Origin of the sequence: Cryptosporangium phraense (assembly GCF_006912135.1) — a bacterium.
Lineage (GTDB): Bacteria > Actinomycetota > Actinomycetes > Mycobacteriales > Cryptosporangiaceae > Cryptosporangium > Cryptosporangium phraense.
Genome location: NZ_VIRS01000029.1, coordinates 39,195 through 55,601, shown reverse-complemented (window position 1 = coordinate 55,601; position 16,407 = coordinate 39,195). Strand labels below are relative to the sequence as shown.

The window sequence follows — 16,407 nt, the reverse complement described above, 5'->3', positions numbered from 1 at the left end:
CGGAGCCCCGGCCCCGGGCCCGGCCCACGGGGTTCGGGTTCGAACGCCGGTGGGCGGCCGCCGTGGCGGCCACGGCGTCGTGGTGGCCGATGCGGTCAGCCGGTTCCAGGGTCATGGCCGGTATCCCACGTTGCCGCCGGTTGGCGCAGAACCGTAGCAGCGGCACGCGGTCGAAGGCGGGATCAACCCTTCCTCGAGCGACGCCCGCTACCTGGCCGCCTGCCCGTTGCCGCCGGTCGCGGTGCGGGCCCGGGGCGGGCTCGGGGCGGGCTCGGGGCGGGCTCGGGGCGGGCTCGGGGCCTGCCGGCGACGGCGGCGAGGTAGAGCGGCGCGTTCCGGTCGTGCAGCCGACGTCGGCATGCGTTCACGCGGGGAGCCTCGTGGGGCTTGCCCACCGCCGCAGAACGGCCCTGACCTCGGTCAGCCTCGCCGCCCCCCGGACGCGCATACCGGGCCGGGCGCGCCCAGGTCGGCGCTGGCCGCGGCGGAAGTCGGCCGGTAGTGGTTCCCGCGATGCCCCCGGCCCCAGCGACACACCTGGGTAGCCGGGCGCGAACCTAGGCCCGCAGCTCGATGCCCTGCAGAATCGGCCCAACGCGCCTCCCGCCCCAGGTCTGCCGCCGGGCGCGCCGCGGCCTCTCGCCGGCCGGTCGAGGCCGCCGACCCACCTGCACCAGGGCCTGTGAGTCGCTGACCGGCCTGGTCGGATGCTCGGGTGGTTCGTCGGGACAAGGCCGTCCGGCTGACCGCCGGCACCCCGCAGCTCCGCTGCTGGAGGAGAATTCGGTGCCCCGGCCAGGGCCGAATGCGGACGCGGCCGGAGCGGATCGTGACCGACCAGGCCTCCCGCATCTCTCACCGCGACGCCGATCCGGCCTACCTGATTCGCAGGACAGCCCCACGGCGCGACCAACGCCGGGAGGCGATCAGCGCAGCCCCGGCCCTCACTCAGCGGCCGAGAACGGGCCGGAACCGCTACGCCTGGGCCAGCGCGTTGACCCGGTTCGGGTCGAACAGATGCTCCAGCATCAACTGCCCCCCACCGATCACGCCCGTACGGCGCCCCGCCCGGCTGGGCGTGATCGTCAGCTTCTCGACGGCCATCGGCAGGCACCGCTCGTACAGCGTCGACCGGATGCTCGCCACGTACGGCTCGGCCTGGCTGAGCTGCCCACCCAGCACCAGCGTGTCCGGGTTGAAGAAGTTGACGATCGTGGCCAGCACGTCCGCGGTGGCCCGGCCGGCGTCGCGGAACATCCGGGCCGACACCGGCTCGGCGTTCTTCGCGATCTCCACCACCCCGGCCGTCCCCTGGACGTCGAAGCCGGCTTCGGCGAGTTTGCGGGCCAGCGCGGCACCGCTGGCCACGGCGTCCAGACAGCCGTTCCGGCCGCAGGAGCACGGCACGTCCTGCTGATCGGAGACCGGCGCGTGCGAGATGTCGCCGGCCGCGCCCCGGGCCCCGCGGTGCAGCGCGCCGGACGCGATCACGCCGCAGCCGATGCCCGAGCCGGCCTTCAGGAAGACCAGGTGCTCGCATCCGTCGGGAGCGGCCGAGAACTCCCCCAGCGCCATCAGGTTCGCGTCGTTCTCCACCAGCACCGGCACGTCGACCAGCGCCTTCGTCAGCGCGGGCACGTCGGCACCGTTCCAGCCGGGCATCCGGGAGGGTGAGACGACCCGGCCGGCCCGGAAGTCGACCGGCCCGGGCACCCCGACGGTCAGCCCGGCCAGCGGGGCGTCCGACGCGGTGCGCAGCGCGCGGACCTGCTCGACGACCCAGCCCAGCACCCGCTCCGGGCCGTCGGCGATGTCCATCGGCAGGCTGCGCTCTTCCAGCAGCGCGCCACCGAAGTCGAACAGCGCCAGCGTGGCGTGGTTCGCGCCCAGGTCGGCGGCGGCCACGACCCCGGCGTCGGTGCGGAGTTCGAGCCGGCGCGGACGCCGGCCGCCCCGGGAGCGGCCGGCCCCGGTCTCGTGCAACAACCCGATATCGATCAGGGCTTCGACCCGGGTGGCCGCGGTAGACGCCGAAACGTGGGTAATACGGGCGATATCCGAACGGGAGGAAGCCTGTCCGGAGCGCACCAGACGCAGGACGGCACCCGGCGAGTCCGGGGCGAACGAGTCAGGCTGCACCCCTTCGTTGTACCAGGTCCATGTTAAATGTTCGATCGTCCGTTGACTTGTTTCGATAATTGGACTTAGTGTCACCGCAATCGCAAAAATGAACGGGAGGTGTCCAGCGTGACCGCGATGATCGAGGTACTCGGCGCGAACAAGTACTTCGGCGAGGCGCACGTGCTGCGTGACATCGACCTCACGGTGGAGTCCGGCGAGGTCGTCGTGGTCGTCGGCCCCTCCGGCTCCGGCAAGTCGACGCTCTGCCGGACGATCAACCGGCTCGAGTCGCTCAGCTCCGGCGAGATCCGCATCGACGGCGCCCCGCTGCCCAGCGAGGGCAAGGCCCTGGCCCGGCTGCGCGCGCAGGTCGGCATGGTCTTCCAGTCGTTCAACCTGTTCGGCCACCGCACGATCCTCGACAACGTCGCGCTCGGCCCCGTCCACGTCACCAAGGTCCAGAAGGCCCGGGCCCGCAAGGACGGCCTGGAGCTGCTGGAGCGGGTCGGCATCGCCGACCAGGCCGACAAGTACCCGGCCCAGCTCTCCGGCGGCCAGCAGCAGCGGGCGGCGATCGCCCGGGCCCTGGCCATGCGTCCGAAGGTCATGCTCTTCGACGAGCCGACCAGCGCGCTCGACCCCGAGATGGTCAACGAGGTCCTCGACGTCATGACCGAGCTGGCCCGCGAGGGCATGACGATGGTCGTCGTCACCCACGAGATGGGGTTCGCCCGCCGGGCCGCCAACCGTGTGGTGTTCATGGACGCCGGCCAGATCGTCGAGCAGGACACTCCCGACGCGTTCTTCACCCGGCCGTCCTCGGACCGCGCCCGGGATTTTCTCTCCAAGGTCCTCAGTCACTGAAAGGGATACAGATGGCCGCTCGCCGGACCACGCTGTTCACCGCAGCGCTCGCTGCGGTCGCGCTCGCACTCACCGCCTGCGGCGGCGACTCCGACGATTCCTCGTCGTCGGCGGTTCCGCCCGCGGCCAGTTCCGCTCCGAGCAACCTCTACTCGGACGCTCCGGTGGCCGACGTCGCGGCGATCCTGCCCGGCTCGACGATGGAGAAGATCAAGAAGCGCGGCAAGCTGATCGTCGCCGAGGCGCTGGACGCTCCGCTGCTCTCCCAGCAGGACCCGTCCAACCCCAGCAACGTCGAGGGCTTCGACGCCGACCTGGCCAAGCTGCTGGCGATCTACATCCTCGGCAAGCCCAGCGTCCAGATCGTGCCGCCGGCCACCGAGACTCGTGAGGCGCTGCTCGCCAACGGCACGGTGGACGTCGTCTTCAACACGTACACGATCACCACCGACCGCGCGAAGCAGGTCGACTTCGCCGGACCGTACTTCTCGTCCGGCCTGGCCGTGGCCGTGAAGACCGGCAACACCGCGATCAAGAGCGTCAAGGACCTCGACGGGAAGACCGTCATCGTCGGCGCGAACACCCCGGCCGTCACCGAGGTGCCGAAGCAGGCGCCGACGGCCAAGGTGATCTCGTTCGGCACCGACCCGCAGGCCGTCCAGGCGCTGACCCAGGGCCGCGGCGACGCCTACGTGCAGGACATCACGCTGCTGGCCAGCGACGCCAAGGCGAACCCGGCGATCACGGTGGTCGGCAACCCGTTCACCGAGGAGCCGTACGGCATCGGCCTCAAGCACGACGACGCGCAGATGAAGTCGTTCGTGAACACCTGGCTGAAGTCGATCCAGGACAAGGGCATCTGGGCGAACGTCTGGAAGGCCACGCTCGGCACGGTCGTGAAGTCCGACCCGCCGACCCCGCCGGCCATCGGTTCGGTCCCGGGTTCCTGATCCCCTCGTCCGCCGGGGCGCGCGCCCCGGCGGACGCCTCCGATAGGGAGAGCGGCGCGTGAACGTCCTGCTCGACAACTTGCCCGCGCTGCTCGACGGCGTGTGGACCACGGTCTGGATGACCGTGGTGGCCGGCGTCGGCGCGCTGATCCTCGGCGTGCTGGTGACCGCGGCCCGGGTCAGCCCGGTGCCGATCCTGCGGGCGATCGCGCTCGGCTACGTGCAGTTCTTCCTCAACGTGCCGGCGCTCGCGCTGCTGGTCCTGTTCGTGTTCGCGCTGCCCGACGTCGGCCTGCTGATGCCGCTGACCACCACCGCGGTGGTCGTGCTGATCATCTACGAGGCCGCCTACGTGGCGGAGGCCGTCCGCAGCGGCATCAACACGGTCGCGATGGGGCAGGCCGAGGCGGCCCGGGCGATCGGCCTGACGTTCTTCCAGTCGCTGCGGCTGGTGATCCTGCCCCAGGCGTTGCGCGCGGTCGTGCAGCCGGTCGGCAACGTGATGATCGCGCTGCTGATGAACACGTCGCTGGCCGCGGCGGTGGGCGTCGTCGAGCTGACCGCGTCGGCCAACAAGGTCAACCTCGTGCACGCCCAGCCGATCCCGATCTTCGTCGGGGCCGGTCTGGCCTACATGGCGCTGGCGCTGGTGATCGGGCTCTCCACCGGAGTGCTCGAACGGCGAGTGAGGATCGTCCGATGAGCGCGTCCGTCCTGTTCGACGAGCCCGGGCCGCGCGGGCGCCGCCGGATCCGGATCGCCTCGATCATCACGGTCGTGGTGCTGGTCGCGGTCGTCGCGCTCGGCCTGCACCAGTTCGGCGACCACGGCCAGCTCGACGCGGCCAAGTGGCGTCCGTTCGGGCAGTGGCCTATCTGGAAGTACCTGCTGGTGGGGTTGCGCGGCACGCTCGAGGCCGCGGCGCTGGTCGCGGTGCTCGGCGCGGCCGCCGGGCTGATCCTGGCGATCGGGCGGCTGTCCCGGGTGACCCCGGTCCGCTGGCTGGCCACCGGGTACATCGAGATCGCGCGCACGCTCCCGGTGCTGCTCCTGATCTACGTGACGCTGTTCGGCCTGCCCCGGTACGGCATCAACCTGCCGCTGCTCTGGAAGCTGGTGCTGCCGCTGACCGTGGCCAACGCGGCCGCGTTCGCGGAGATCTTCCGGGCCGGCATCCTGAGCATGCCCCGCGGGCAGAACGAGGCCGCGCTGAGCCTGGGGATGACCGGGTGGCAGTCGATGCGGCTGGTCGTGCTGCCGCAGGCGCTGCGCCGGGTCGCGCCCTCGGTGGTCAGCCAGCTGGTCAGTCTGCTGAAGGACACCTCGCTGGGGTTCATCGTCGCGTTCACCGAGCTGCTCTACCGCGCCCAGGTGCTCGCCGCCTACAACCACCTGCTGGTCCAGACCTACCTCGTCGTCACGCTCGTCTACCTGGTCTGCAACCTGATCCTGTCGGGGCTCGCCCACCGCCTGCAGAACTTCACCCGCCGACGGGCGGCCGGTCCGATCCTGGAGAAGATGCCGTGAAGGAGCTCGCTGAGCTGGCCGTCGTCGAGCGCGACGGGTTCCCGGAGAGCCGTCATTTCGGCACGCTCGTCGCGTTGGACGCCTCCGGCCGGATCGCGTTCTCGGCCGGTGACCCGGACGCGCCGATCCTCCCTCGCTCGTCGGTGAAGCCGTGGCAGGCCGTCGCCTGCCGCACCGCCGGTCTTTTTCTGGACGAGACGGGAACCGCGATCGCGGCCGGCAGCCACACCGGCGAGGACGCGCACGTGGCCCGGGCCCGGCAGATCCTGGCCGAGGCCGGTCTGGACGAGAGCGCGCTCCAGTGCCCGTCCGACTGGCCCGAGGACGAGGACACCCGCAACCGGCTGATCCGGGCCGGCGAGAGCCGCTCGCCGATCCGGATGAATTGCTCGGGCAAGCACGCGGCGATGCTCGCGGCCTGCGTCCACAACGGCTGGTCGACCGACGACTACCTGACGTTCGAGCACCCGGTCCAGCGCGCGGTCCGCGACGCGATCGAGGCCGCCACCGGCGGCGGGGTGACCCACGTGACCACCGACGGGTGCGGAGCCCCGCTGTTCGGGACGACCGTCTACGGGCTGGCCCGGGCCGCCTCGAACCTGGTGACCTCCGAGCCGGGGTCGCCGTCCCGGGCGGTGGCCGACGCGATGCGCGCCGAGCCGTTCTTCGTCGGCGGCACCGGGCACCAGAACACCGAGCTCATGCGGCGCGTGCCGGGCGTCGTCGCCAAGGGCGGGGCCGAGGGCGTGCTGATGGCCGCGGCCGCCGACGGCCGGGCCGTCGCGATGAAGGTGGCCGACGGGTCGCCCCGGGCCACCACGATGCTGGCCGTGGCCGCGCTGGCCGCCCTCGGCGTCGACACTTCGGGCGCCGGTGACCTGGCGTCGGTGCCGGTGCTGGGCGGCGGCCGGCCGGTCGGCCGGATCGTCGTCGGTCCGCTGCGATGACGCTGGTCGAGATCTGCCTGGACGACGTCGAGGGCGCGCGGGTCGCCGAAGCGGCCGGCGCCGACCGGATCGAGCTCTGCGCCGACCTGCTGGAGGGCGGCATCACGCCGAGCCTGGGCATGGTCACCGCGGTCGTCGAGGCGACGGCGCGGGTCGGGATCCAGGTGCTGATCCGTCCGCGCGGCGGCGACTTCGTCTACTCGGCCGACGAGGTCGCAGTGATGCTCACCGACATCCGGACGTTCTCCCACTTCCCCCGGGTCGGTTTCGTGCTCAGCGGGCTCACACCGGCCGGGCTGGTCGACGTCGAGGTACTGAGGCCGTTGCTGGACGCGTGCGCCGGTGCCCCGGTGACGTTCAGCCGGGCGTTCGACGACGTCGCCGACCAGTTCGCGGCGCTCGACACGCTGGCCGGGCTGGGCGTCGCCCGGATCCTGACCGGCGGTGGCCCGGGCAGCGCGTCGGCCGGTCGGAATCGGCTGCGTGAGCTGGTGAGTTACGGCGGCGACCGGATCACGATTCTGGCCGGCGGATCGGTGCGCTCCCCCAACGTCGCCGAATTGGTGGCGTTCACCCACGTCGCCGAGGTGCATCTGCGGGCGATGGCCGAGGCCGGCGGCCGGCTGCGGACCTCGGCGGACGAGGTCCGCGCGGTCCGCGCGGCGGTGGACGCGTGACCGGCGCGGTGATCGCCGTGGACATCGGCGGGACGACGGTGAAGGCGGCAGTCGTCGACGATCGCGGACGGCGGCGGAGCCGGCGGGAGGCGCCGAGCCTCGGCGGGGACGACACGGTCGCCGCGGTCCGGTCGATGATCGACGGGCTGCGCGCCGAGGCCGCGGCCGCGGGGCTGGACGTGCTGGCCGCCGGGGTCGTCACGCCGGGCCTGGTGGACGCGTCGACCGGGCGGATCGCCTACGCGTCGAACCTCGGCTGGCGGGACTTCGACCTGCGCGGGGCGTTGGAGACCGAACTGCGGCTGCCGGTGTCGGTCGGTCACGACGTGCGTGCGGCCGGCCGGGCCGAGGCTCAGCTGGGCGCGGCCCGGGGGGCCTCGGACTTCGTGCTGCTGCAGCTCGGCACCGGCATCGCGGCCGCCGTGATGACCGGCGGAGTGCTGGTCACCGGGGCCGGGAGCGCGGCCGGGGAGGCCGGGCACATGCCGGTGTACCCGGGCGGGGAGGACTGCCCGTGCGGCAAGCGCGGCTGCCTGGAGGCCTACGCGGCCGGGGCCGCGGTTCCGCGCCGCTACCGCGCGGCCGGCGGCACCGGCGCCTCGACGGCCCGGGAGGTCACCGCGCTACTGGGCCGGGACGCACTGGCCGACCAGGTCTGGACCGAGGCCACGACCGCGCTGGCGTTCGGGCTCAACACGCTGACGATGATGCTCGACCCGGCGCTGATCGTGCTCGGGGGCGGGATGGCGCTGGCCGGCGACGCGCTGCTGAAGCCGGTGTCCGCGGCGCTGAGCGAGTTGCTGGTCTGGCGGGCCGCGCCGCCGCTGCGGCTGTCGTCGGTCGGCCCGGCCGCCGGGCAGCTCGGCGCGGCGATCGAGGCCTTCGCGCTGACGGGTTCCGCGGCCTGCGTCGACGAGTGGACGAGCGGTCCAGCCGGGTGTCCTGAGTAGACTCGGACGGGTGGCGGAGAGCGAGCAGCCCCCGATCGACACCTCGGTGATGCACCCGGCCCGGCGCTACGACTACATGCTGGGCGGGACGACCAACTTCGCCGCCGACCGCGCGGCCGGCGACGCGGTGCTGGCCGTGTACCCGCAGGCGCGCGTCGCCGCGCTGGAGAACCGCGCGTTCCTGCAGCGGGCCGCCCACTTCCTGGCCGCCGAGGCCGGCGTCCGCCAGTTCCTCGACATCGGGACCGGCATCCCGACCTCGCCGAACCTGCACGAGGTGGTGCAGTCGGTCGCGCCGGAGGCGCGGGTCGTCTACGCGGACAAGGACCCGCTGGTCCTCGCCCACTCGCGGGCCCTGCTGGCCGGGACTCCGGAGGGCCGCACCGCGTACCTGCACGCCGACCTGCTCGACCCCCGGCGCATCCTCGGCAGCGCCGAGGTCGCCGACGTCCTCGACCTGACCCGGCCGGTCGGGCTGACGCTGATGGCCGTCGTGCACTTCCTCGACGACGCCACGCACCCCTACGACGTGGTGCGGACGCTCGTCGACGCGCTGCCGCCCGGCTCCTACCTGGCGATGAGCCACATGACGCTCGACTTCCTGCCGCCCGACCAGGCCCGGCAGCTGGGTGCGATCTCGACCGCCGAGGGCAGCCGGCTGCGCAGCCGGGCCGAGTTCGCGCGGTTCTTCGACGGGCTCGAGCTCGTCCCGCCCGGCATCGCGGTGCTCTCCGAGTGGCGCCGGGCCCCGGGCGAGAGCCCCGCCTCCCGGGCCGACGTCTCGGGCTACGGCGCGGTCGCCCGGATCGGGTAAACCGATCGGTACCATGAGTAGGTGACCGACCGACCGGGCGCCCGGGAGCGCATCCTCGCCGCGGCCGCGACCCTGTTCACCCGGCAGGGGATCAACGCGACCGGAATGGATCAGCTGTCGGCCACCGCCACCGCGTCGAAGCGCACCGTCTACACCCACTTCCGCACCAAGGACGACCTGGTCCTGGCCTACCTGGCCGAGGCTCGGCCGACCCCGGAGCAGGCCCTGGACCGCACCGACCGGCCCGCGCGGGAGCGGCTGCTGGCGATCTTCGAACCCCGCGCCGACGGCGACGACCCCCGGCGCGGCTGCCCGTTCCTCAACGCGGCCGTCGAGGTGCCCGATCCGGACGCGCCCGCGCACGCGTTCGCCCGGCAGCACAAGGTCGAGTTCGCCCGGCGGCTGACCGAGACCGCCCGGGAGGCCGGGGCCCGCGACCCGGAGACGCTCGGCGAGCAGCTCGCGCTGCTCTACGACGGGGCCGCCGGGCGAGCCGTCGTGATGAACTCCCCCGCGCCCGGCGCGCGCGCCCGCGAGATAGCGGAACTGCTCATCGACGCCCAGCTGCGCTGAGCGCCGCCCGGGCCGCGTCGCCGACCGGCACGCGCAACGGCACCGGGGCGGGGAGGTCGACGACGTCGGCGATGGCCTCGGCGACCTCCGCGGGCGGAATCGGCGCGCTGCGGGCCCCGGCGACCTCGCGCGCCAGCGGCTGGTAGACGTCGTCGTCGGTCAGATAGACCGGGGCGGCCGCCGGGCCGTCGGACGAGACCGCGCCCGGCTCCAGCAGCACCGCGTCGACGCCGAACCGGCGCACCTCGGCGGCCAGCGTCTCGACCAGCGCCTCGAGCCCCCACTTGCTCGCCGCGTAGGCGCCGATCAGCGGGACGGTCAGCCGGCCGAGGACGCTCGACACGTACACGAGACGGCCCGTACCCCGCTCGCGCATCCCCGGCAGCACGGCCTGGGTGACCCGGATGGCGCCGAGCGCGTTGAGGTCGAACAGCCGGCCGATCTCCGCGACCGGCGTCCGCTCGACCGGCCCGCGCATGGTCTGGCCGGCGTTGCTGACCAGGACGTCCACCGGCCCGGCGGACGCGACCGCTTGCTCCACCGAGGCCGGGTCGGTGACGTCCAGGCGGAGCCGCTGGGCGACGTCCAGGCCGGCCAGGTCGTCGGCGTTGCGGGCGGTGGCCACGACCCGGTGCCCACGGCGGGCCAGCTCGACCGCGGCGGCCCGGCCGATGCCCTGCGAAGCGCCGGTGATCAGAACCGTTGCCATGACTGCTCCCGAGGTAAACCGATCTGTTTCCTCGACGGTAGCACCCGGAGGAAACAGATCGGTTTACTCGTCAGCGGTTCAGGAGCGACTGCCAGTTGGGCGGTACCGCGCCGGCCGGCCCCGGAGCGGGCTGACCCTCCGGGTGACTGTTCGGCGGGGCCAGCACCGGCCCGGTGACGAATTCCTCGGTGGCGTAGTCGTAGAACCAGTCCTCGCCCGGCTCGAACGACTGGATGGTCCGGTGGCCCGACTGCCGGTAGTGCCCGGTCGCGTGCTGCGACGGCGAATTGTCGCAGCAGCCGATGTGCCCGCACTCCGCGCACCGGCGCAGGTGTAACCACCAGCCGCTGTTCGCGGTGCACTCGGCACAACCGGGGCCGGACGGCGGGACGGACGGATCGATCGAACTCTCGCTCATGGCCGAAATTTAGGCGATCCCGATTCCTCCGTCGACCTCGACGGTGCCCCTCCGGCGGCGACCGGAGGGCGACGTCTTCGCTCGGGAGGCCGAGGGCCTCGAGGCGCTCCGCACCGCCGGGCTCGCTACTCCTGGCGCGGCTGCACCACGACGACGACCTGCTGGTCCTGTCCCGGCTGCACCCCCGCCCGGCCGCCGAGCAGTTCTGGGAGCGGCTCGCGCACGACCTGGCACGGCTGCACCGGACGACGGAGACCGACGCCGAGCTGACCGGCGCGGAGCCGGGCTGGACCGACCGGTTCGCCTACGTGCAGCTGCGTCAGCACCTCGCTCTGATGGCGATGTTCGACGACGACTGGGGCTCGACCGAGGCGGTCCGCTCGCTGGTGGCACCGTTCCGCCGGGCCGTCGGAAATACTCTGCGGGTGAAGACTGCGTGGACGCTCCGCCCGGCCCGGCCCGCGGACGCCGGCCGGCTCGCGGACCTCAAGGCCCGCGCCATGCGACCCGACCTCGAACGCCTCGGCCTGTGGGACGAGGAGTGGGCCCGGCGTCGCTTCCTCGACACCTACGTTCCGGCCAACACCGACGTCATCGAGGTGGCCGGGGAGCCGGTCGGCGTCATCGCCGTCCGGCCCGAGATGGACGCGCTGTGGATCGAGCACTTCTACCTGGAGCCGGCGGTCCAGGGCCGGGGGCTGGGTGGTCAGGTGCTGCGTCAGGTGATGGACGCCCATCGTGACGAGCGGCCGTTCCGGCTGGCCATCGACCGCGGCAGCGCGGCGCGCAGGCTCTACGAGCGGGTCGGCTTCGTGCACCTGTGGGACGACGACAACGGCGTCGACCAGATCTTCGGCACACCCTGAAGACCAGGGTGTTTCCCGGGGTCGAGCGGCGTCGGATGCGGCCAGGCTGGGAGTCGCCCCGCACGCTGGGGCGACCCGGCACGCGCCGCTCCGGCAGAGAGGTAGCGCTCGACATGACGATCAGTCCGTTCACGGTGCAGATACCCGACAAGGCGCTCGACGACCTGCGGCAACGTCTGGCCGCGACGCGCTGGCCGACCCGGGAACTCGTCGGCGACCGCTCGCAGGGCGTGCAACTGGCCGCCCTGCACGCGCTGACCGAGTACTGGGCGACCGACTACGACGGACAGCGGGTCGCGTCCCGGCTGAACGCGCTGCCGCAGTTCACTACCGAGATCGACGGCGTCGAGATCCACTTCGTCCACGTCCGGTCGGCGAACCCGGACGCGCTGCCGCTGATCATGACCCACGGCTGGCCCGGCTCGGTCATCGAGATGCTCGACTCGGTCGGCCCGCTGACCGATCCGACCGCGCACGGCGGCGACGCCGATGACGCGTTCCACCTGGTGCTGCCGTCGCTGCCCGGCTACGGCTTCTCGGGCGAGCCGGCCGAGCTCGGATGGGACCTGGTCCGGACCGCGCAGGCCTGGGCCGAGCTGATGAGCCGGCTCGGCTACGACCGCTACGTGGCCCAGGGCGGCGACGTCGGCGCCGGGGTCACCGACGCGATCGGACGGATCGGCCCCGACGGGCTGGTCGGCATTCACACCAACCTGCTGGTGCCCGCGCTCAACGACCCGGCGTCGTTACCGAACGGCACCGACGCCGAGAAGGCCGCGCTGGCCGCCATCAAGACGTTCCAGACCAGCGGCAACGGCTACTTCGTCGAGATGGCCACCCGGCCGCAGACGATCGGGTACGCGCTGCTCGACTCGCCGGCCGCGCTCGCGGCCTGGATGATCGACCACGACACCGACGCCTATAACAAGATCGCCCGGGCGTTCGTCGCGGGCGAGCCGTCGGGCAACCTCACCCGGGACCACATCCTCGACAACATCACGATCTACTGGCTGACCAGCACCGGCGCGTCGACCTCGCGGTCGTACTGGGAGGCCTACGGACCGGACGCGCCGGCCGCCGGCGCGGCACCGCTCCCCGACCCCCGGGTCCCGGTCGGCTTCAGTGCGTTCCCCGGTGAGATCTGGCGGACGCCGAGGAGCTGGGCCGCGCAGTCCTACCCCACGCTGAACTACTTCGGCGAGGCGGAGCGGGGCGGCCACTTCGCCGCCTGGGAGGAGCCGGAGCTGTTCGCCGCCGAACTCCGCGCCGCGTTCCGCCCCCTGCGCTGACGTCTCGGCCGGTCGGCTCCCGGCCGTCCGCATGGTTCAGGTCGGCGCCGTACGGCGGTGGCGGTCGCGGAACGTGGCGGCCTTGGCGCGGTTGCCGCAGCCGGCCATCGCGCACCAGCGGCGGGAGCCGTTGCGCGAGCCGTCGATGAAGACCCAGCGGCAGTCGTCGCCGCGGCAGGCCTTGACCCGCGGCCAGCCCGGCCGGGCCGTCGCGCGCAGGAGGGCCGTCACCGTGGCCGCGGCGATCTCACGCGCGAGATCGCCGCGCTCTTCGGCGCGCAGCGACGGCGGGCCGCCGAGGTCGAGCCGGAGGCCGAGCGACTCCAGGCCTGCGGCCCGGCCGAGGTCGGGCTCAACGCCGTTGTTGCGCAGCGCCAGACCGCGAATGAGGACGCGCAGCGCGCGCACGATCTCGACGTCCACCGCCGGCGACGTGGCCGGATGCCCGAGCGCGAGCCACCAGGCGCGGAGCGATTCGCCGTCGACGAACTCGTCGTCCGGCCCGTGAGCGGTGTTGGCCACGGCCAGCAGCAGCTCCTCGTCGCCTCCCATGTAACCACCGTACTGGTTTAATCGGTTGCTTCGTCGACGAACCGGTGTGACCGTAACGGCGGTTACTTCGAGGAGGGCGACGTGCGTACCGGTGAGCCCGCGCTGCTGCTGGCGGCCACGATCTTCGGCGTCGGTACGACGGTGTCGGTGGTCGCGCTGCGGGCGGTCCGGCCGGTCGACCTGCTCGCGGTGGAGATCTCCGGGGCCGCCGTGCTGCTGGTGATCGCCGCTCTCGCCCGCGGCCGCCTGCGCAGGCGCGGGGCCGGACGCCAGATGCTGGTCGGCGCACTGGTGCCGGGGCTGGCGTTCCTCTTCGGCGACCTCGGGCTGGCCCGTACGAGCGCGTCCAGCGGCAGCCTGCTGCTGGCCGCCGAGCCGCTGCTGTCGGTGCTGCTGGCGGTCGTCCTGCTGCGCGAACGGCTCTCCGGACGGGCGGTCGCGGCCCTGCTGCTGGGTCTGATCGGGGGCGCGCTGGTGGCTCTCGGCCCACGCGGCCGTAGCGACACGACGCTAGGTAACGCGCTGGTGTTGCTGGCGGTGGCCGCGTCCGCGCTCTACCTGATCGCCACCCGACGCTTCAACGAGGACGACGACGGGCTGAACGCGAGCGCGTGGCAGAGCACCGGTGGGGCACTGAGCGTGGCGCCGTTCGTGGTCGGGTCGTGGTCCACCGGCGGCACCCGGCTCGACACCGCCGGGGCGTCGGCCTGGGTGGCGTGTCTCGCGGTGGTGGTCTGCGGGGCGATCGGCGGGGTGCTGTTCAACCGCGGGATCGCGCGGGTCCCGGCCGCCCGGGCCGGGCAACTCGACAACCTGACGCCGCTGGTCGGCACGCTGACCGCGGTGGTGTTCCTGGGTGATCGTCCGTCGGTTATCCAGCTGGCCGGGGGCGTGGCGGTCCTGGCCGGGCTCGCCCTGCTACTTCGTTTCCAGGAGGAACCGTGTTCTGCGGAATCTCGCTCGCCGGCCGCGTCGAGCGGGCCGAGGGACGGTTCATCGCCGCCTGCAGTGCCGCCGCCGCCCGCCGGCGAGGCGACCTTGCCGGGTTCGTCGTCCCGGTCGCCGGTGGGGTCGCCAGTTACGCCGAGCCGGACTCGCCGCTGAACAAGGTGGCGGGGGTGGGGTTCGACGGGGTGCCGGCGGCGGCCGAGCTGGAGGCGATCGAGCGGGCCTACGCGGAGCGGGGCGCGGCGGTGCAGGTGGAGGTGTCCAGCCTGGCGGATCCGGGGGTGCTGGAGTTGCTGGCCGGTCGGGGCTACCGGCTCGTGTCATTCGAGAACGTGCTCGGTTGCGTTGCCTCCGAGCGGCCGGACGTGGCTGATGTTCGACGCAGCGGCGAGGACGAGTTCGAGGTGTGGCTGGACGTCGTCGTGGAGGCGTCACTGCACCCGGACGCGGAGGGGGTCGCGTGGTACGAGCAGTTCTCGCGCGCGGTGCTGGAGAACGCCGAGCGTGATGCGGCCGGTCTCACCCGGCGGTATCTGGCCCGTCTGGACGGCACGCCCGCCGGTGGCGGCAGCATGCACGTCGTCGACGGGATCGCCCAGCTCACCGGGGCGGGCACCCGGCCGGAGTTCCGCCGCCGGGGCGTGCAGAGCGCGCTGCTCGGGGCCCGGCTGACCGATGCGGCGAAGGCCGGCTGCGACGTCGCGGTCGTCGTCGTGCAGCCGGGGTCGCGGTCGCACCAGAATGCCGCGCGCCACGGCTTCGAGGTGCTCTACACCCGGGCGGTGCTGGCGCTCTGACGAAAGCGGACGGGGGCGTCAGCGGACGGGGCGTCAGCGGGTGGGGGCGTCAGCGGGTGGGGGCGCGGCGCATCGGGACCATGATCGGACGGGCCCGGGTCTGGCCCGGCCCCCGGAATTCGCTCCCGACCGGCACGAACCCGTGCTGCGCACACAGCGTCACGCCCCGCGCGGACACCGCCTCGACCGTCGCCGCCCGCCCCACCCGATCCAGCTCCCGGAGCCGATGAGCCAGCAGCGACGATCCGAGCCCGACACCCCGACGACCGGGAACCACGGCCAGGAACCGCAGATACTCCTCGTCCCCGCCGGAATGACCGGCCAGCAGGAACTCCTCCATCTGCCGGAGCCGCGCGGCCGCCGTCCCGACCCCGGCCAGGTACCGCTCGAAGATCTCCGACGGAAACGGCGGACGCCCCGCGAACCACACCGCCGCGCCCAGCACCCGGCCGTCCTCGTCGGCGACGACGTCGGCGTGGCCGCCCGCGCCCGACCACACCTGGTCGACGGCCAGCCGGCAACTCTCCGCCAGCGCCTCGGCCCGGACCGCCGACTCGGGGAACACCCACCGGTAGACGTCGAGTTCGGCGCAGGAGGCGGTGACCAGCGCGGCGATGGCCTCCGCCATCTCTTCGGGGGCCCTGGCTACGACCTGCTCGGTGATGGTCATCGACGCCTCCTCTCGCCCGCTCTCATCGTGACGTAGATCTGCCCGTCACGTCGATGAGTTGGCCGCCCGCCGGGATCCTCCACGGTGGCCGGTGAACAGCACGAACGGTGCCGAACGCAGCGCGGATCAGCGCACCAGGTGACGAACCTGGAGATAGGCGGTTCGAATCCGCCCGCTGCGGGCTGCGGTAACGCCAATCCGACTCTTCCGCCAGCAATTCCGAGCCGCCAGCTCAGCCGGTAAAAGCATCTGCCCGATCGGTAGGACAGGCGACCGCAAACCGCCACGCTGCCGATCCGAGCCCGGCCGGCTGGAAGGCCACGACTCTCTGCGCGGAGTTCGCGGCACTCTACCGATGGGCCGCCTCCGCACGCAGCGCTCCGCCTCGATCCGCCGAGCGCAGCGCGCCCCCGGGGCTCGTCAAGCTCGGGCGACGCCTCCGTGGCCGCCGACGTCGGGCCGCCGGGCCGGGCGCCCGGCCCGGCTCGTCGTGCCGCTCCGAAGCCGCCGCGACCACCTCCTACCCGTCGGCCGGGTCGCCCCTGGCCGGCGGTCGCGGCCAGGAACGCTCCGCGGCCTCCGGCGGACCGGCCGACCAAGGCGGGTACCCTCCCGCACCCCATCGGAGTCCAGGATCGCCGAGCGGTCGCACAGGTCGGCGTCGAGGTACGCGGTCCGACCCTCGGCGCTGCCGGTGAGCGGGGCCCGAGCGTGGCGAGCACCACGCGGATGCCC

The 16,407-nt window shown here is 73.1% G+C and carries 19 protein-coding genes and 1 tRNA gene; 14 read left to right on the top strand and 6 right to left on the bottom strand.

Going from position 1 to position 16,407, the window contains the following annotated elements; translation table 11 throughout:
- Positions 1-975: 975 nt before the first annotated feature.
- Positions 976-2,139: an ROK family protein gene (locus FL583_RS31040; protein WP_205752617.1), complete on the bottom strand. Its 1,164-nt coding sequence runs from the start codon at positions 2,137-2,139 to the stop codon at positions 976-978.
- A 117-nt stretch (positions 2,140-2,256) separates the two neighbouring features.
- Between FL583_RS31040 and FL583_RS31035 the strand changes: the two genes are divergently transcribed.
- From FL583_RS31035 to FL583_RS30995, 9 genes are read left to right on the top strand one after another with little or no spacing between them, the layout of a single operon-like run.
- A complete protein-coding gene (locus tag FL583_RS31035; protein ID WP_142708465.1) occupies positions 2,257-2,985 on the top strand; it encodes an amino acid ABC transporter ATP-binding protein in 729 nt (242 codons plus the stop codon).
- 11 nt (positions 2,986-2,996) lie between these two features.
- Entirely contained in the window at positions 2,997-3,935 is a 939-nt protein-coding gene (locus tag FL583_RS31030; protein ID WP_142708419.1) for a glutamate ABC transporter substrate-binding protein, read from the top strand.
- Positions 3,936-3,993: 58 nt separating this feature from the next.
- Entirely contained in the window at positions 3,994-4,638 is a 645-nt protein-coding gene (locus FL583_RS31025) for an amino acid ABC transporter permease (protein ID WP_142708418.1), read from the top strand.
- Positions 4,635-5,462, top strand: a complete 828-nt coding sequence (locus tag FL583_RS31020; protein ID WP_142708417.1) for an amino acid ABC transporter permease — start codon at positions 4,635-4,637, stop codon at positions 5,460-5,462. Before FL583_RS31025 ends, FL583_RS31020 begins: the two co-directional genes overlap by 4 nt.
- A complete protein-coding gene (locus tag FL583_RS31015) occupies positions 5,459-6,409 on the top strand; it encodes an asparaginase (protein WP_142708416.1) in 951 nt (316 codons plus the stop codon). The genes FL583_RS31020 and FL583_RS31015 overlap by 4 nt, the downstream gene beginning before the upstream one ends.
- Positions 6,406-7,086, top strand: a complete 681-nt coding sequence (locus tag FL583_RS31010) for a copper homeostasis protein CutC (protein WP_142708415.1) — start codon at positions 6,406-6,408, stop codon at positions 7,084-7,086. The genes FL583_RS31015 and FL583_RS31010 overlap by 4 nt, the downstream gene beginning before the upstream one ends.
- Complete coding sequence (locus FL583_RS31005) at positions 7,083-8,036, top strand: ROK family protein (protein ID WP_142708414.1); 954 nt, start codon at positions 7,083-7,085, stop codon at positions 8,034-8,036. Before FL583_RS31010 ends, FL583_RS31005 begins: the two co-directional genes overlap by 4 nt.
- A 10-nt stretch (positions 8,037-8,046) precedes the next feature.
- Complete coding sequence (locus FL583_RS31000) at positions 8,047-8,850, top strand: SAM-dependent methyltransferase (protein ID WP_240746875.1); 804 nt, start codon at positions 8,047-8,049, stop codon at positions 8,848-8,850.
- Between the two features lie 21 nt (positions 8,851-8,871).
- Entirely contained in the window at positions 8,872-9,423 is a 552-nt protein-coding gene (locus FL583_RS30995; RefSeq protein WP_142708413.1) for a TetR/AcrR family transcriptional regulator, read from the top strand.
- Here FL583_RS30995 and FL583_RS30990 read toward each other — a convergent pair.
- From FL583_RS30990 to FL583_RS30980, 3 genes are all read right to left on the bottom strand, one after another.
- Positions 9,401-10,132, bottom strand: coding sequence for an SDR family oxidoreductase (locus FL583_RS30990; RefSeq protein WP_142708412.1), 732 nt, complete (start codon positions 10,130-10,132; stop codon positions 9,401-9,403). The genes FL583_RS30995 and FL583_RS30990 overlap by 23 nt on opposite strands.
- 70 nt (positions 10,133-10,202) lie before the next feature.
- The gene (locus tag FL583_RS30985; RefSeq protein ID WP_142708411.1) at positions 10,203-10,550 is read right to left on the bottom strand and encodes a UBP-type zinc finger domain-containing protein; all 348 of its coding nucleotides are present in this window, start codon (positions 10,548-10,550) and stop codon (positions 10,203-10,205) included.
- A gap of 125 nt (positions 10,551-10,675) precedes the next feature.
- Positions 10,676-10,876: a hypothetical protein gene (locus tag FL583_RS30980; protein WP_142708410.1), complete on the bottom strand. Its 201-nt coding sequence runs from the start codon at positions 10,874-10,876 to the stop codon at positions 10,676-10,678.
- On the opposite strand from FL583_RS30980, the gene FL583_RS30975 reads away from it, so the two are divergent.
- Together FL583_RS30975 and FL583_RS30970 are read left to right on the top strand one after the other, a co-directional pair.
- On the top strand, positions 10,859-11,416 hold the full coding sequence (locus FL583_RS30975) for a GNAT family N-acetyltransferase (RefSeq protein ID WP_205752616.1): 558 nt from the start codon (positions 10,859-10,861) through the stop codon (positions 11,414-11,416). The genes FL583_RS30980 and FL583_RS30975 overlap by 18 nt on opposite strands.
- A gap of 113 nt (positions 11,417-11,529) precedes the next feature.
- On the top strand, positions 11,530-12,705 hold the full coding sequence (locus FL583_RS30970; protein WP_142708409.1) for an epoxide hydrolase family protein: 1,176 nt from the start codon (positions 11,530-11,532) through the stop codon (positions 12,703-12,705).
- 36 nt (positions 12,706-12,741) lie between these two features.
- Here the strand turns inward: FL583_RS30970 and FL583_RS30965 are convergent, their stop codons facing one another.
- Positions 12,742-13,257 (bottom strand): CGNR zinc finger domain-containing protein, encoded by a 516-nt coding sequence (locus FL583_RS30965; protein WP_142708408.1) that lies wholly within the window; start codon positions 13,255-13,257, stop codon positions 12,742-12,744.
- A gap of 81 nt (positions 13,258-13,338) precedes the next feature.
- Here FL583_RS30965 and FL583_RS30960 point away from each other — a divergent pair, with 81 nt between their 5' ends.
- Positions 13,339-14,361 (top strand): DMT family transporter, encoded by a 1,023-nt coding sequence (locus FL583_RS30960; RefSeq protein ID WP_205752615.1) that lies wholly within the window; start codon positions 13,339-13,341, stop codon positions 14,359-14,361.
- 14 nt (positions 14,362-14,375) lie between these two features.
- Entirely contained in the window at positions 14,376-15,002 is a 627-nt protein-coding gene (locus FL583_RS30955) for a GNAT family N-acetyltransferase (RefSeq protein ID WP_205752614.1), read from the top strand.
- A gap of 49 nt (positions 15,003-15,051) precedes the next feature.
- Here the strand turns inward: FL583_RS30955 and FL583_RS30950 are convergent, their stop codons facing one another.
- Positions 15,052-15,672, bottom strand: coding sequence for an N-acetyltransferase (locus tag FL583_RS30950; RefSeq protein ID WP_142708406.1), 621 nt, complete (start codon positions 15,670-15,672; stop codon positions 15,052-15,054).
- A gap of 116 nt (positions 15,673-15,788) precedes the next feature.
- Between FL583_RS30950 and FL583_RS40480 the strand changes: the two genes are divergently transcribed.
- Positions 15,789-15,852: transfer RNA gene (locus FL583_RS40480), tRNA-Arg, on the top strand.
- Positions 15,853-16,407 lie beyond the last annotated feature (555 nt).